The following is a 14913-nucleotide window of genomic DNA, read 5'->3' as shown; positions in this document are numbered from 1 at the left end:
CGCCCCGCGATCTTCATTCACGTGGCCTCATGCGAGCGGTACGGACTGGCCGGCCTGGACGTAGGCGTGCTCGTAGGCGACGAGCCCCGCCAGAGCCAGCGGCGCCACCCAGGCGCCGGCCACGGGAGCGGCCAGGCCGGCGGTGGTCAGGGCCAGGCCGATCCAGAACGGCCGCGCGTAGCGGCCACGTGTCATGGCCTTGACGGCGAGCCGGGCGTGTTCGGTGGGGTGGGCGAGCGTCACCTCGCCGGCGGCCATGAGCGCGTGCGCCCCGGCGGTGGCGGCCAGCGTCCAGCCGAGCGGGGTGACCGCGTCCGGCTGCGTCCACGCGGCGACCGGCAGCAGCGCCGCCGCCCCGGCCACGCCCGCCTGGACGAGCAGGTGCGCGGGCAGCAGCGGGTTCTGCCACAGGTCGCGCGCCTTGGCCTGCGCGAACAGGTAGGCGGTGTACACGGCGGCGAGCACGGCCAGCGGGACGCCGGGCACCGCGACCGCCACCCGCATCGCATCGCCGCCGCCGAGCGGCCCCGCGAGCAGGTGCAGTCCGAGGGCGCCCGCGTACCCGGTCAGGATGATCCCGCCGCGGACGAGCCAGCTTCGCCACTGCGGGCGGGTCAGGATGTAGACGAACCGTGCCGGGTGCTCCAGGTCCCAGATCAGCAGCCCGGCGGTGAGCGCCAGGAACACCGCCGCGATCAGCGGGGCCGCCCAGGCCGTCAGGGTGCCGTCCCAGGGCAGCCGCCCGGTCGCCGCGAGCAGCGTCGCGACGAGATAGGAGCCCGCGGCGACGCCCTTCGTCCAGGTGTAGAGGCTGACCCGCCAGTCCCACGGCATCCGGTGGCCGATGTCGTAGGACAGCAGGGCCGCCGCGCTGCTGTTGCCGGTGCCGGGGTGGCCGGAGGCGACCTCTCCGGGCCCGTCCTGGATCTCGCTCCACGCGAACGTGTCACCGTCCGGGCGTCGCGCCGCCAGCGGGTCGAGGGTCGCCTGTGTCGCGCCCCGGTAGAACAGCTTCGGCCGGGTGCCCTTCTCCGGGCGGCGTACGGCGACCGGCTCCCGCGCGACCATCCGGGCGGCCTCCGACTCCGGATCGTCGAACTGGCCCACGAGGATCGCCTGTGTCGGGCAGACCACGACGCAGGCGGGCTCCAGCCCGGAGTCGATGCGGTGGGAGCACAGGTTGCACTTCTCCGCCGAGTTGTCCTCGGGATTGATGAAGATCGCGTCGTACGGGCACGCGGCCATGCACGCCTTGCAGCCGATGCAGGCGTCCTTGTCGAAGTCGACGATGCCGTCGGGACGGGTGTACATCGCGCTGGTGGGACAGGCCGCCACGCATGGGGCGTCCTCGCACTGGTTGCAGCGCGTCACCTGGAACGCCCGCCGTGCCTGCGGGAACGTCCCCACGTCGACGTTCTTGACGTAGGTGCGGGTGACCGACAGCGGCACCTCGTTCTCCGACTTGCACGCCGTCGTGCAGGCGTGGCAGCCGATGCAGCGGGTCTGGTCGATGAGTTTGAGCCACCGGCGCGGCTCACCGTCCACGGTCCCGGTCTGGATCAGCGGGGCGTCCGCCCCGCTCGTCTCATCGTCGGCCACAGGTCTCCCCCTCAAGGGACTCGCGCGCCACGCCGGTCACATCCGGCCGTGCAGCATGAGGTGCCAGTACATGGCCGGGAGGCCGTAGCGCTTGAGCAGCCACATGTCGTAGCGCGGCTTCATGGTGTCGATGAACGGGATGCTCGGCGCCGGCTTGAGGTCGTAGTCGAACTCGGCGAGCAGCATCCTGTTGCGGGCGGTGACCAGCGGGCACGAGGTGTATCCGTCGTAGCGGCCTTCGGGCGTCCTGCCGCGCATGGCCGCGAGCAGGTTGGCCACGACGACGGGCGCCTGCTTGCGGATGGCCGCCCCCGTCTTGGAGGTGGGCAGGTTCGCGACGTCGCCGAGCGCGAACACGTTGGGCCAGTTCGGGCTCTGCAGCGTGTACTGGTCCACCTGCACGTAGCCGAAGGGGCTCGCCGGGTCGGCGAGCGGGGAGCCCTTGACCCAGTCCGGGGCGCTCTGGGGCGGCGTGGCGTGCAGGACGTCGTAGTCGATGGTGTCCTTCGTGCCGGTGGCCGCGTCGGAGATCACCGCGCGCTTCGCGTCCCCGTCCACCTCGACGAGCTGGGACTCCCTGCGGACCTCGATGCCGTAGTCGGCCGCGATGCCCACCAGCACCTTCGCCCAGTCGGGCTGGCTGAACATGGCCGCGGTGGGCAGGACGAGAATGATCCTGATGTCGTCCAGCACATGCCGGGTGCGCCACCAGTCGGCGGCCAGATAGGCGATCTTCTGCGGGGCGCCCGCGCACTTGACCGGCCCGGCGGGCATGGTGAACAGCGCGGTGCCGCCGCTCAGGTCGCGGATGAAGTCCCAGGTGCGCGGGGCGAGGTCGTAGCGGTAGTTGCTGGAGACGCCGTTGCGGCCCAGCGTCTCGGTGAGCCCGGCCACCTTGTCGAAGTCGAGCTGGTTTCCGGGCGCCATCACCAGATGGCCGTAGTGCAGCACCTCACCGGAGGCCGTGGTCACGGTCTGCGCGTCGGGATCGACCTCGGCCGCGGCCTCGCGTACCCACGTCACTCCCCCGGGAATGACCTTGGCCTCCGGCCGCATGGACGCGGACGCCGTGGCCCTGCCGCCGCCGACCAGCGTCCACAGCGGCTGGTAGTAGTGGTTGGCCGAGGGCTCCACGACGGCGATGTCGTCCACACCGGCACGGCGCAGGCGGGCGGCCACGGTGATGCCGGCGGTCCCGCCGCCGACGATGATCACTTCATGGTGACGGGAAGACGGTTTCGGTGCGCTCACTGTGGAACCTCTTTCTGTGCGGGCCGGGTCAAAGACAGCCCGGCGGACTCCGCGTTGTCGAACAGGTCGTCGATGCCGGTCACGAGCCGTCCGCGGGCGGCCAGCAGGGAGGCCGCCACCGTGGACCGGTAGCCCGTCCGGCAGTAGACCCAGACGTTTCCTGGAGGGATCTCGTCGGCGCGGTCCGGCAGGTCGTGCAGCGGGATGTGCACGGCGCCGGCGACATGGCCGTCCGCCCACTCCGCGTTCCGCCGGACGTCCAGCACTACGGGCCGGTCGCCGCCGGGGGCGCGCAGGGCCGCGGCGAGGTCGGCGAAGGCGGCCAGGGGCAGTGCCGCGAGCGGCCGGCCGGCCGCCCAGTCCTCGGCGCGTCCGGTGGCCGCGGCGGCGGGACGGTCGATGCCGATGCGGACCAGTTGCCGCTGTGCCCGCGCCACCTGGTCCGGTGTCTCGCCCAGCAGGGTCACCGGCGTGCCCCAGGGGATCAGCCAGCCGAGATAGGTGGCGAAGCTGTCGCCCAGGGTGAAGCAGAACGACCCGGGCACGTGACCGGCGGAGAAGGCCACCCGGTCACGCAGGTCGACCACCCATTCCCCGGCGTCGATCCGCCGCCGCAGCTCGGCCGCGTCGGCCCGCCGGGGCGGCGACAGGTCGGGGCCGGACGGACCGGCCAGGTTGGACGGACCCATGTGGGCGTAGTAGGCGGGCCAGGCGTCCAGCCCGGCGAGCAGCAGCTCGACGTAGTCCCGCTCGTCGAGCGTCAGCGCGGGGTTGAACCGCCTCTCCCGGCCGATGGTGGAGGAGTCCGCCGCGGCCTGGGTGGCGGAGCAGAAGCTGCCGAAGCCGTGCGTGGGGTAGATCGCGGCATCGTCGGGCAGTTCCGCGGCCAGCCGGTGGGCGGACGCCCATTGCGCGTGTGCCAGGGCGCCGGTGTGGTCGGGGCCGAGCAGGTCGGTCCGGCCGGTGGTCCCGTACAGCAGGGATCCGCCGGTGAAGACACCGCGCGCCTCGCCCGCGTCCTCCAGTACGTACGAGAGGTGCCCGAACGTGTGACCGGGCGTCGCGACGACCCGCACCAGCATGGCGCCGACCTGCACGGTGTCACCGTCCCCGACGGGCGTGCGCTCGAAACGCACGGGTTCGGCGGCGTTCACCAGATAGCCGGCCCCCGTGGCCCGTGCGAGCGCCAGTCCCCCGGTGACGTAGTCGTTGTGCATGTGGGTCTCGGCGACGTGGGTGATGCGCACGCCCCGCTCACCGGCCAGCGAGAGTACGCGGTCGATGTCCCGCTGCGGGTCGACGACCAGGGCCGCCTCCCCGTCATGGACCAGATAGCTGCGGTCGCCCAGCGACGGCGTCGGGATCGGCACGACTTCGATCATGGCCGCGTCCTCCACGGGGGAGATTGGCTTGACCCGTCGAATGTACGTACATTTCGGGGGTCATGGCAAGGGTGAGGATGATGCGATCTTCAAGCCGTAAAACCGTTCCCACCAGGCATATCGCTGGCTCCTGCCGATGATGTCCAGACATTTACCGGGAGACACGCGGTGGTCTCACGGCCGGACGGCGGCCCGGCCGGGCGGTTGCGGGCCGGCTTCATCCGGGCCGGCGGCGCGGTCTTCCGGAACCTTGGGCTCTGCCCGATACGACCGGCGGGCAGCGGGAAGGTCGTTCCAGCGGGGCCGATTCGCCCCGGCACCCCGGGCGGCCCGCGAGGGGCGCAGTCCCTGTCTCTCCGTGGCGAAGGGGGAAGGAGCACATGGCCGGCGGACTCCTGACCGACCTGTACGAGCTGACGATGGCGGCGAGCTACCTGCGGCGCGGGATGAGCGGGCCGGCGACCTTCAGCCTCTTCGTCCGGAATATGCCGCCCGACCGGGGTTACCTGATCTCCTGCGGGCTGGCCGACTGCCTGTCGTTCCTGGAGGACTACCGCTTCGCCCCGGACGATCTCGGCTATCTGGCGGACGAGCAGGGATTCGACGACGACACGCTCCGGGCCCTGGAACGGCTCCGGTTCACCGGTGACGTGCTGGCGGTGCCCGAGGGCCGCGTCGTGTACGCGGGCGAGCCGATCCTGGAGGTCACCGCGCCCATCGCGGAGGCCCAGCTCGTGGAGACCGTCCTGCTGAACCACATCTCCTTCCAGTCCACGGTCGCCACCAAGGCCGCGCGGTGCGTGCGCGCGGCGGCCGGGGCCCAGCTGATCGACTTCGCCTTCCGCCGGACGCAGGGCATCGAGGCGGGGCTGTCGGCCGCCCGCGCCTCCTACATCGCCGGGTTCGCCGGCACCAGCAACGTCGAGGGCGCCCGGCGGTACGGCATCCCGGCGGTCGGCACCATGGCCCACTCCTACATCGAGGCGTTCCCCGACGAGGACGCGGCCTTCGCCGCGTTCACCGCCGACTTCCCCGACCGGAGCACGCTGCTGGTCGACACCTACGACACGCCCGCCGGCGTCGAGGCCGCGATCCGCGCGGCACGCCGGGCCGGGCTGCCGCACCTGGCCGGGATCCGCCTCGACTCGGGGGACCTCGGCGCCCTCGCCGTCCAGGCCCGCCGGATGCTGGACGAGGCGGGCATGACCCGGACGCGCATCGTGGCCAGCGGCGGGCTCGACGAGCACCGCATCGCGGACCTGACCCGCGCCGGGGCGCCGATCGACGTCTACGGGGTGGGAACCAGGATGGGCGTGTCCGCCGACGCCCCCTACCCCGACAGCGCCTACAAGCTGGTGGCCTACGGGGACCGGCCGGTGATGAAGCTGTCCACGGGAAAGGTCAGCGCGCCCGGCGCCAAACAGGTGCATCGCGGCCCGGACGGTGATCTCGTCGCGCTGCGCGACGAGCCCGCGCCCGCCGGGACGGAGCCGCTGCTCGTCCCCGCCATGAAGGCCGGACGCCGCGTCGGCCCCGCCGAGCCGATCGGGGTGGCACGCGAGCGGTGCGCCGCCGACCAGGCCGTCCTGCCCGGCGAGATCACCAGGCTGCGCGGCCCGGAGACCGGGAGCGTCCGGCTCAGCGCGCGGCTCCGGGAGTGCCGGGACCGGCTCCGCGCGGAACTCACCGCCCGCGTCGCCCGCACCCCGCTCTGACGGGCGGCGGCCCCCGTCCGACAGAACGCGGCCGGGTGTCAGCGCAGTTTGGCGAGGCGCTCGTCGTACTCCTCGCTGCTGATCTCGCCGCGTGCGTAGCGCTCGGCGAGGATGCGGCGGGCGCTCTCCGTTCCCGTCACGTCCTGGGGCCGCGTCTCATCGCGCCGCGAGTCGTCGCGGCGCGGGCCCGCGAACCGGATGACGAGCCACACCGCCACGCCGATCACGGCGATCCACAGCAGCATCATGATCGTTCCCCAGAGCCACATCCAGCCCGACCAGTCGTTGCCCCCCATGTGCCCCCAGCCGGAACCGGGGTGGGCGAGTACCAGGGCGTTCGCGATGTTCATGGCGGCACCTCCCGACACCTCCATGGTGCGCCTCCCGGGTCGCGCGCCCACAGAGTCGAAGGTCCCCCGGCCCGCAGACCCGGGTCTCCAGGTCCGGCGATCACGCGCGGCGAGGCCGGGCACGTCGTGAGAGGCGGGCGGGATGGACGATTCCGAACCGAATATGGACTAATCCAGCATCGATCCACACCCAAATTTTGACAGGCGCCAGGTTAACGTGGGCTCGGACGCTATAAGACGATCTCCGGAGCAACTCGTTTATCTGCGCCCGCATCCGTGGCGGGTGAACCATGAAACGGATGGAGGGCGGGGTTGATGACGTCCGAGCAGGAGCCGTATATCGGTGTCGTCGTGCCCATTCACGATGTCGAGCCGTACCTGGAGGAATGCCTGACCTCGATCGCCCGGCAGTCGATCCGGGAATTGGACGTCGTGATGGTCGACGACGGCTCCACCGACGCGAGCGCGGAGATAGCCGAGGCGTTCTCCCGCGAGGATCCGCGGTTCCGGCTGATCAGCCAGCCCAACGGCGGTCTCGGCCAGGCGCGCAACGTGGGGGCGGACGCGGTGCGCGGACGGTTCCTGGCGTTCGTCGACAGCGATGACGTGCTGCCCGGCCACGCGCTGGAGCTTCTCACCGCAACGCTGGAGCGGACGGGTTCCGACATCGTCTCGGGCAATGTGCGGCTGCTGACCGAAGAAGGGCTCGTCCAGTCGCCGATGCATCGCCGCCCGATGGGGACGACGCGGCTGCGCACGCACATCACCCGCGACCACCTGCTGCTGTACGACCGGCTGGTGCCCAACAAGGTGTTCCGCCGCCGGTTCTGGGACGAGCACGGGTTCCGCTTCCCCGAGGGCGTCCTGTACGAGGACATCCCGGTGACCCTGCCGGCGCATTTCCTCGCCTCGTCCGTCGATGTGGTGAGCGAGCCGGTCTACTACTGGCGGCAGCGCGCCGGCGGCGCCCTGTCGATCACCCAGCGCCGCACCGAGCTCGCCGCGGTCACCGACCGGTTCGCCGCGGTGGAGTCCGTCAGCCGGTTCCTGGGCTCGCGGCCGGAGCCGAAGGTGCGCGCGTGCAAGCGGAAATACGACGAGGTGGCGCTGCGCAGCGATCTGCGGATCTTCATCAACGTGCTGGACGAGGCCGACGACGAGTTCCGGGCCCGTTTCATCGAACTGGCACGGAGTTTTCTCGCCGGGGCGGACCGTACGGCACTGGACGGCCTGCCGGCCATGTTGCGTCTGAAATGGCACCTGGCCGAGCGCGGGATGGTGCCGGAACTGCTGCAGGTACTGGAGTACGACCGCCGCAGGCCGAAAATTCCGGTGACCCGCCGGCTGTGGCACCATTACGCGAAATATCCCTTTTGGGGGGACCGCCGGCTGCGCGTTCCCCGCCGGGTGTTCCGGCTCGGCGAGGAACTGGCCGCCCGCGCCCAGGTGCACACGGTGACGTGGCGGCGGGGCAAACTCCACATCACCGGCCACGCCTACATCGCCAACATGGGGACGCGGTTCCCCTGGTCGTCGGTCAAGGTCCTCGCCATGCGGGAGCCGGGTAGCGGCGCGACCAGGGTCGCCCCGGCATGGACCCGGCGCTGCCCGGACGCCGACGAGGTCTCACGCGACCCGCACCGCAGCCACCGGTGGTCGGGGTTCTCCGGAACGATCGACCCGAAGCGGCTGCGGCGCGACGGCCGGTACGTCGACGGGACCTGGCTGTTCGCGGCCGGGGTGTACGACCGCGGCGTGCTGCGGCGCGCCGCGCCGACCGCGGCGTCCTCGGGCAGCGGCGCCCACCCGCCCTGGCACTACGTCACCGAGGACGTGCGCGTGGTCCCGCTGGTCACTCACGGCGGCACGCTGCGGCTGCGGGTGGAGACGGTGCGGGCGCGCCTCACCGGTCACCGGATGGCCGGCGATTGCCTGGAGGTCCGCGGCACGCTCCGCGGCGGCGTCCCGGACGGCGCCGCGCTGGTGCTGCGCAGACGGGCCGGGACGGTGCTGGACCGCTACCCGGTGACCCCGGACACCGCGTCCGCCGGAGGCTTCCGCGCGCGGATACCGCTCCGCGACCTGATCGACGACATGCCCGCCCACGCCGAGGTCGCCGACCGTCTCCCGGACCCCGAACCCGACCAGGGCTTCGGCTGGCGTCTCGACCTGAGCCTCCGGCAAGTCCCCACGGAGAACCCGTCCCCGGCCACGCGAGCCTCCGCGGGCACGGACGATCTCGCAGCCGCGGACATCACCGAGGTCGCGGGCGACCCCATGGCGGGGGACGCATCCGGAGGGGTGGACGATCCCGCGGCGGACGACGCCGCGGCGGCGGACGATCCGGCCGCGGAGGGATCTACCGAGCCGGAGGAGATCCGGCTGGTACTGGACAACGACGTCACCGAAGGGCTGTACGCCTTCACGGGCAAGGAGTTCGTCGTCTACCGATCTCCGCACGGGTACGCCTGGCTGAAGGCCCGCACGCCCCGGCCGGTCATCACCGAAGCGGCCTGGAAGCAGGACGGGACGCTGGTGCTGGCCGGGGAGTATCCGCCCGGCGCACCGGACCCGGCCGAACTGGTGCTGCGCAGCCGCGACCGGAACGAGGAGCGCGCGTTCGCCCTGTCCCGCCGGGACGGGCGGTTCCACGCCGAACTCCCGTTGAGCCGGCTGGTCTCGCTCGGCGGCGTCCTGCCCCTGGCGGCGGGCAGGTGGGACGTGCGCGTCCGGCGGCCGGCGACCCCGGCGGCCCCGGCCGGGGAGAGCCTGGCCGTCCCCCTGGACCACGCGGCACTGGACCGGCTGCCGGTCGAGACGACGGTGAACGGCCGCCGCTACGTGTTCCGGGAGCAGGGGTACGACGTGCCGATCGTGGAGGCCCACTCCGACCTGCGGCCCGGCGAACGCGGGGCGTACCGCCAGCTGCGGACGCGCGTCCGGCACTATCGGGCGCCGCGCCGGCTGCGGTCCCTGCGCCCGGCGGTGCTCTACGACAGCTACTCCGGCAAGCAGTACTCCGACAGCCCCCGCGCCATCCACGAGGAACTCGTGCGGCGGGGCGCCGAGGTGGAGCATCTGTGGCTGGTCCGCGACGGGCAGGTGGAAGTGCCCGAGACAGCGCGTCCGGTGCGGCTGTGGGGGGCCGAGTGGTACGAGGCCATGGCCCGCAGCCGCTACATCGTGACGAACGCGCATCTGCCCGAGTGGTTCGTCCGCCGCCCCGGTCAGGTCGTCGTCCAGACCTGGCACGGCACCCCGCTCAAGCGCATCGGGTTCGACATCGAGGACGTCCAGTTCGCCAACCCCCGCTATCTGGAGAAAGTCGCCAAGGAGGTCCGCAACTGGAGCTGCCTGGTCTCCCCGAACGCCTTCAGCACCCCGATCCTGCGCCGGGCGTTCCGCTACGAGGGCGAGATCATCGAGACCGGGTATCCGCGCAACGACATGCTCGCCTCCCCGGACCGGGACATGCAGGCGGAGCGGATCCGCGAGCGGCTCGGCCTGCCGCCGGGCAAGCGCGCCGTCCTGTACGCGCCCACCTGGCGGGACGACAGCTACTACGGCCCCGGCAAGTACCGGCTCGACCTGCAACTGGACCTGGAGCGGGCGGCGGCCGAACTCGGCGACGACCACGTGCTGCTGATCCGGCGGCACCCCAATGTGGTCGATACCGTCCCGGAGGTCGCGGGCGGCTTCGTCCGCGACGTGTCGGCCTATCCCGACATCGCGGAACTGTTCCTGGTCGCGGACGTCCTGCTGACCGACTATTCGTCGCTCATGTTCGACTACGCCAACACCGGACGCCCCATGCTGTTCTTCACCTACGACCTGGAGCATTACCGCGACGAGCTGCGGGGCTTCTACTTCCACTTCGAACGTGAGGCGCCCGGACCGCTGCTGAAGAACTCCGACGAGGTGATCGGGGCGCTCCGTTCGATCGACGAGGTCGAACGCGCGTACGCCGTCCCGTACAAGCGGTTCATCCGGCGCTTCTGCGAGCTGGACGACGGCAAGGCCGCCCGCCGGGTCGCCGACCGCATCCTCCAGACCGGTTGACGAGCCGCCCGGCATGAGGCGATACGGCGTGCGGGCGGCGCGGCATCCCGCTGTTGTGGCGCTGGTGACGTGGGTGGTGGCCACCCCGGTGGCGATGCTGCTGCCCGCGCTGGCCGACCGGAGCCCGTTCAGTCCCCGGGGCGCGATGCTGCCGATCGCCGCCGGCGGGCTGCTGCTCGCCGCCGGGCTGGCGCTCGCCACGGTCCGGATCGACCGGTGGCTCGGCCCGTCCCGGACCGAGCCGCTCACCGGGGTGGCCGCCGGGCTGCTGGCCGCGTGGGTGGCGCTCGCCCTGCGCAACTCCCTGCACGGCACCCCGTTCGGGTTCGCGGGGCTGACCGGGGACGAGGGCCGGATGAGCGCGATGGTCACCCGCTACAGCGCCACCGCGGTCCCCTCGGACGGCATCGTCGCGGGGGTGCCGACCGAGTATCCGCCGCTGTTCCCCTGGGCGGCCGGACGGGCGGCGGCGCTGCTCGGCGCCGATGCCTGGCGGGTGCTCGGCGACGCGCAGATCCTGACGGTCTCCGGGGCCGTCCTGGTGACGTTCCTGCTGTGGACCCGGCTGGTGCCCGCGCCCGCCGCGCTCGCCATCGCCGCCGTCGCGCTGGTCGCCTTCGGCGATCCGCGCAAGGCGCACGAGGTCGTCGCGCTGGCCGTGTTCATCCCGTGGGCCGCGGCGACGTTCGGCCGCCCGCCGCGCGGGCGGCCGCACTGGCTGCCCGCCGGGATCCTCGGCGGCCTCGTCGTGGCGACCTACCTGGGTTTCGTGCTGTGGGGCGCGGCGGGCATCCTCGTCCTGGCCTGGCTGACCTGGCGGACGTCCGGCGACCGCCGCCGCTACCTGACGTACCTGGCCAAGGTGGTCGCGGTCGCCGCCGTGACCGCGGCCTGGTATCTGGTGCCGTACGGCTGGACGCTGGTCAGCGAGGGCGGGCAGATGGTCTCGGACATGTTCCCCGCCCCCGCCATCACCGGCGACCCGTTCCCGTTCCTGGTCGCGACCCCGCTGGGCGTCCTCCAGACGATCGGGCTGCTGGGCCTCGTCTGGTACCGGCGCACCATGTGGTGGGCCATGCCGCTGCTCTGGCTGGCCGCCGGCGCGTACCTGTACCGGGTGCTCGGTGCCGCCCGGTACATCCTCACCGGGCACACCGGCCTCTTCTACCACACCGCCCGCATGATCACGGTGCTGCTCGCCATCGCCGGCGTCCTCACCGTCGTGCAGGCGGCGCCCGGCCTGCTGCGCCGGATCGCGGCCCGTGACACGCTTCCGTCCGGTGTGGCCGCCACCGCCCTCGCCGCGCTGATCGGCTGGTCCGCGTTCACCTACTGGGATGCCTGGACGCCCCCGGCCGGCGGCACCGCCGCCGTGAGCGGGACCCGCCGCTACGCCACGCTCGCGCACACCGAACCGCGTCCCGGCGGGACCCTTCCGCGGTACGCGCCGGACGAGCCCGCCGTCCGCTGGTTCCCCGTCGAGCCGGTCCGGCGGGCGGTGACCTCCGTCCTCGGCCGTGACGCCGCGCCCCGCACCCTCTCCTATGACGAACGGCTGTTCGCCTACCTGCCGTGGCCCGGCTACATCGCCGTCGATCGCACGGCCGCGTCCAGCACGAGCCATTGGGACGATCGTCATGCCGCCCTGGCCGCGCTGGCCGCCGTTTCCGACCCGAACACCTTCGCCCGAGCCGCGGGCAGGACCCGGTACGGCCGCATCGACGTGTTCGTCCTGCGTGCCGGGCCGAACGCGTGGACGTGGCGGGACATCCGCTTCCGTCCCGCCCAGTTCGCCGCCGCGCACTTCACCGTGCGCTCCCTCCCCGGCGGCACCGTGGTCGCCATCCGCCGCACCCCCTGACCTGGGGTTCAGCGAGGTATGGACCTTCGGCCCTGGCACCGGGTGGCCCGTCCTCCCGAGGCTGGAAGGAGCCGTGGAACGCGGGAGGTGGAGCATGGCCGCACCGATCGTCGTGGGAACGGACGGATCCGATCCCGCCGGTGACGCCGTCGACTGGGCCGCGGGGGAGGCGGGGCTGCGGCACCGGCCCCTGCACATCGTCCACGCGGCGGAGATCTGGCCGTACCAGGTCCGCCGCTTCACCGAGGGGTCCGGAGCCGTGTCACGGGCCGGACGCGCCATCCTCGCGGAGACCGAGGAACGCGTCCGCAAACGCCACCCCGAGGTGCGGGTGACCACCTCCCTCGTCGTCAACTCGACGGTGACGGCCCTGCGCGACGAGTCGGAGAAGGCGTTCGAACTGGTCCTCGGGCATCGCGGGCACGGCGGGTTCGCCGGGCTGCCGCTCGGCTCGGTGTGCCTGCGCCTCGCCGGACGGTCGGCGGTGCCCCTGGTGATCGTGCGCGGCGGAGACGGCGTCCACGGCGAGGTCGCGGTGGGCCATGACCTCGACGCGGAGCCCGATGGCGCGCTGCACTACGCGTTCGACGCCGCCGCCGTCCGCGGCGCGCGGCTGCGCGTGGTGTACGCCTGGCAGATCTCCGCCGCGCTCGCCCAGTCCGGCTACAGCGTGGACGAGGAACGGATGAACGACGAGCAGCGGGCCCGGGTCATCGAGACCTACGCCCCGCTGCGCGAGCGGTACCCGATGGTCGAGGTGGTGGACGAGGTGCTGCGAGGGCATCCGGTCGCCGCGCTGACCCGGGTGTCGCGGACGGCCGACCTGCTGGTCGTCGGGACGCACGACCGGCCCCGGGGAATGCCCCGGCTCGGGTCGGTCAGCCACGGCGCGATCCATCACGCGGAATGCCCGGTGGCCGTCGTCGGCCCGTCCTGACCTTTCCGGAACCCGGGCGCTTCGGCGGCCGGTCGCTTTGAGGAGGAGAGATGAACACCAGAACCGTACGCTGGGCCGCGCTGCCGGTGCTGGCCGCCGGAGCGTACGCCCTGTTCCATTCCCGCATGCTGCGCTGGGGAGCGACATCGGAAGAGGCCGACGCCACGTATCCGGGCGACGAGCTGATCGAGCTTGCGACCGCCCAGTCGACGATGGCGACGACGCTGCCCGCGCCGCCGGAGGACGTCTGGAAGTGGCTGGTCCAGATGGGGCACGAACGGGGCGGCTGGTACAGCTGGGACACGCTCGACAACCTGGGATACCCGAGCGCGGACCGCATCGTCCCGGAATGGCAGGACACAGCGGTCGGCGACCGGGTGCCCACGACGCCCGGCGGCGCGTCCTACTTCGTGGTGGCGATGCTCGACCCGCCCAGGACGCTCGTGCTGCGCGCCGACCTGGAGATCCCGTCCGGCAAGCCGTTCGACCCGCGCGGCCCGATGCCCAAGGCGTACTCCGACGGCATCTGGGCGTTCCACCTGCGGCCGCTGCCGGACGGCGAGACGCGGCTGGTCATCCGGACGCGCGGCCGCGTCAAGCCGGCGCTGCTCGACCGCTCCGTGGGACGGCTGCTCGGCGAGCCCGCGCACTTCATCATGCAGCTCCGGCAGTTCGGCAACCTCCGCCGCCGCGTCCAGGCGGCGCGCCCGGCCCCGGCGAAGGCCGCCGCGCAAGAGGCCGGGACCTCGGCACCCCCCGGGTCCTGACCTGCTGGGACGGGTCGGCCGGAACGCGTTCGCGAGCGGCTCCCGCCGTCCCGCCGGGCCTGCCGCCAGTTCGGCGGCGCGGGTCCCGAGGTGTCAGGTCTCGGGATGGGTGACGCGGATCTTGGATTGGCCGTGCGGGAGCCGCTCCCAGTCGTCCATGAAGCGGGCGGCGAGGCCGTGGCGTTCGGCGAGCCCGGTCAGCGTCTCGGTGCGGTAGTAGAAGTCCTCGCGCAGGACGTGGTGCTCGGCCCCTTCGGTGCGGTCGAACGTGAAGTCGAAGAAGCCGTCGGGGGCGAGGACGCGGCCGACGTTCGCGAGGCATTCGTCGATGACCTCGATGGGCGAATGGCTGAACACGCTGTGCGCGTGCACGACGGTGAAGTGGCGCGACGGCAGGAACCGCAGCTTCAGGTCGTCGACGAGCGTGAGATTCGGAAGCTTGTCCTGCAGGTTCTGCCGGACGAGGGTGTGCTGCGCGGCGAGCAGGATGTCGGGCGAGATGTCGATGCCGTAGTAGTTTCCGGGGTCGAGATGGTCGATGAGGCGCCATCCGGCCCGGAGATTGCCGCAGCCGATCTCCAGCACCCGGTCGCCCGGCTTGAGACCGTGTTTGAGCAGGTAGTCGAACTGCATCTGGCCGAGCGCCAGCCACCGTTCATGCGTGGGGCTCCCGACGGCGGCCTCCGGGTTCTTGGCGGTGTCGGACCTCATCACGGCCCGGTAGTAGGCCACGTGATCCCGGCTGGCCACGCGGAACTTCAGATCACGCGCCAGCCGGGACAGATACGTTCTGATCTTGTCCGGGTGCTGTGCCGCGTACCGCACTTTGTAGGCGAGACTCGCGCGGTTCCTCCGCGTCGGCGGCGGTTTCGTCATCGGACTCGTCCCCCATGCTCGCTTCGACGTGTGGCGTCCGGCGGATGCGCTCCCCCCGCTCCCGCCCGCCATCGGCGCCCCGGCCTCCGCGGAGACCGGGCCGGGCAGGACGCCTC

The 14913-nt window shown here is 72.3% G+C and carries 10 protein-coding genes; 5 read left to right on the top strand and 5 right to left on the bottom strand.

What is annotated here, in order from left to right:
• Positions 1–27 precede the first annotated feature (27 nt).
• Genes ACQP1N_RS03355 through ACQP1N_RS03345 form a run of 3 tightly spaced genes read right to left on the bottom strand, consistent with a single transcriptional unit; the run spans position 28 to position 4232 of the window.
• The gene (locus ACQP1N_RS03355) at positions 28–1599 is read right to left on the bottom strand and encodes a 4Fe-4S dicluster domain-containing protein (protein ID WP_433229055.1); all 1572 of its coding nucleotides are present in this window, start codon (positions 1597–1599) and stop codon (positions 28–30) included.
• Between the two features lie 36 nt (positions 1600–1635).
• Positions 1636–2850 carry an FAD-dependent oxidoreductase gene (locus ACQP1N_RS03350; protein ID WP_433229054.1) on the bottom strand — a complete coding sequence of 405 codons (1215 nt, stop codon included), beginning with the start codon at positions 2848–2850 and terminating at the stop codon, positions 1636–1638.
• Positions 2847–4232: an MBL fold metallo-hydrolase gene (locus ACQP1N_RS03345; protein ID WP_433229052.1), complete on the bottom strand. Its 1386-nt coding sequence runs from the start codon at positions 4230–4232 to the stop codon at positions 2847–2849. Before ACQP1N_RS03345 ends, ACQP1N_RS03350 begins: the two co-directional genes overlap by 4 nt.
• A 380-nt stretch (positions 4233–4612) precedes the next feature.
• Between ACQP1N_RS03345 and ACQP1N_RS03340 the strand changes: the two genes are divergently transcribed.
• Positions 4613–5947 carry a nicotinate phosphoribosyltransferase gene (locus ACQP1N_RS03340; protein ID WP_433229050.1) on the top strand — a complete coding sequence of 445 codons (1335 nt, stop codon included), beginning with the start codon at positions 4613–4615 and terminating at the stop codon, positions 5945–5947.
• A 38-nt stretch (positions 5948–5985) separates the two neighbouring features.
• Here the strand turns inward: ACQP1N_RS03340 and ACQP1N_RS03335 are convergent, their stop codons facing one another.
• Positions 5986–6297: an SHOCT domain-containing protein gene (locus ACQP1N_RS03335; RefSeq protein ID WP_433229049.1), complete on the bottom strand. Its 312-nt coding sequence runs from the start codon at positions 6295–6297 to the stop codon at positions 5986–5988.
• Between the two features lie 315 nt (positions 6298–6612).
• Here ACQP1N_RS03335 and ACQP1N_RS03330 point away from each other — a divergent pair, with 315 nt between their 5' ends.
• The 4 genes from ACQP1N_RS03330 (at position 6613) to ACQP1N_RS03315 (ending at position 13921) form a co-directional block, all read left to right on the top strand.
• On the top strand, positions 6613–10356 hold the full coding sequence (locus ACQP1N_RS03330; protein WP_433229047.1) for a bifunctional glycosyltransferase/CDP-glycerol:glycerophosphate glycerophosphotransferase: 3744 nt from the start codon (positions 6613–6615) through the stop codon (positions 10354–10356).
• Positions 10357–10369: 13 nt separating this feature from the next.
• Positions 10370–12217 (top strand): arabinofuranosyltransferase, encoded by a 1848-nt coding sequence (locus tag ACQP1N_RS03325; RefSeq protein WP_433229045.1) that lies wholly within the window; start codon positions 10370–10372, stop codon positions 12215–12217.
• 94 nt (positions 12218–12311) lie between these two features.
• Complete coding sequence (locus tag ACQP1N_RS03320) at positions 12312–13154, top strand: universal stress protein (RefSeq protein WP_433229044.1); 843 nt, start codon at positions 12312–12314, stop codon at positions 13152–13154.
• A gap of 50 nt (positions 13155–13204) precedes the next feature.
• Positions 13205–13921, top strand: coding sequence for an SRPBCC family protein (locus ACQP1N_RS03315; RefSeq protein ID WP_131732555.1), 717 nt, complete (start codon positions 13205–13207; stop codon positions 13919–13921).
• A 93-nt stretch (positions 13922–14014) separates the two neighbouring features.
• Here the strand turns inward: ACQP1N_RS03315 and ACQP1N_RS03310 are convergent, their stop codons facing one another.
• Positions 14015–14797, bottom strand: coding sequence for a class I SAM-dependent methyltransferase (locus tag ACQP1N_RS03310; protein ID WP_433229043.1), 783 nt, complete (start codon positions 14795–14797; stop codon positions 14015–14017).
• Between the last annotated feature and the right edge of the window lie 116 nt (positions 14798–14913).

Origin of the sequence: Actinomadura formosensis, assembly GCF_050948385.1 — a bacterium.
Taxonomy (GTDB): Bacteria; Actinomycetota; Actinomycetes; order Streptosporangiales; family Streptosporangiaceae; genus Spirillospora; species Spirillospora formosensis.
This window is presented reverse-complemented; position numbering and strand designations above follow the sequence as displayed.

Coding starts and splice junctions, on each gene's coding strand:
- ACQP1N_RS03345 (WP_433229052.1), bottom strand. CDS start 4,232: ATGATCGAAGTCGTGCCGATCCCGACGCCGTCGCTGGGCGACCGCAGC.
- ACQP1N_RS03340 (WP_433229050.1), top strand. CDS start 4,613: ATGGCCGGCGGACTCCTGACCGACCTGTACGAGCTGACGATGGCGGCG.
- ACQP1N_RS03335 (WP_433229049.1), bottom strand. CDS start 6,297: ATGAACATCGCGAACGCCCTGGTACTCGCCCACCCCGGTTCCGGCTGG.
- ACQP1N_RS03330 (WP_433229047.1), top strand. CDS start 6,613: ATGACGTCCGAGCAGGAGCCGTATATCGGTGTCGTCGTGCCCATTCAC.
- ACQP1N_RS03325 (WP_433229045.1), top strand. CDS start 10,370: ATGAGGCGATACGGCGTGCGGGCGGCGCGGCATCCCGCTGTTGTGGCG.
- ACQP1N_RS03320 (WP_433229044.1), top strand. CDS start 12,312: ATGGCCGCACCGATCGTCGTGGGAACGGACGGATCCGATCCCGCCGGT.
- ACQP1N_RS03315 (WP_131732555.1), top strand. CDS start 13,205: ATGAACACCAGAACCGTACGCTGGGCCGCGCTGCCGGTGCTGGCCGCC.
- ACQP1N_RS03310 (WP_433229043.1), bottom strand. CDS start 14,797: ATGACGAAACCGCCGCCGACGCGGAGGAACCGCGCGAGTCTCGCCTAC.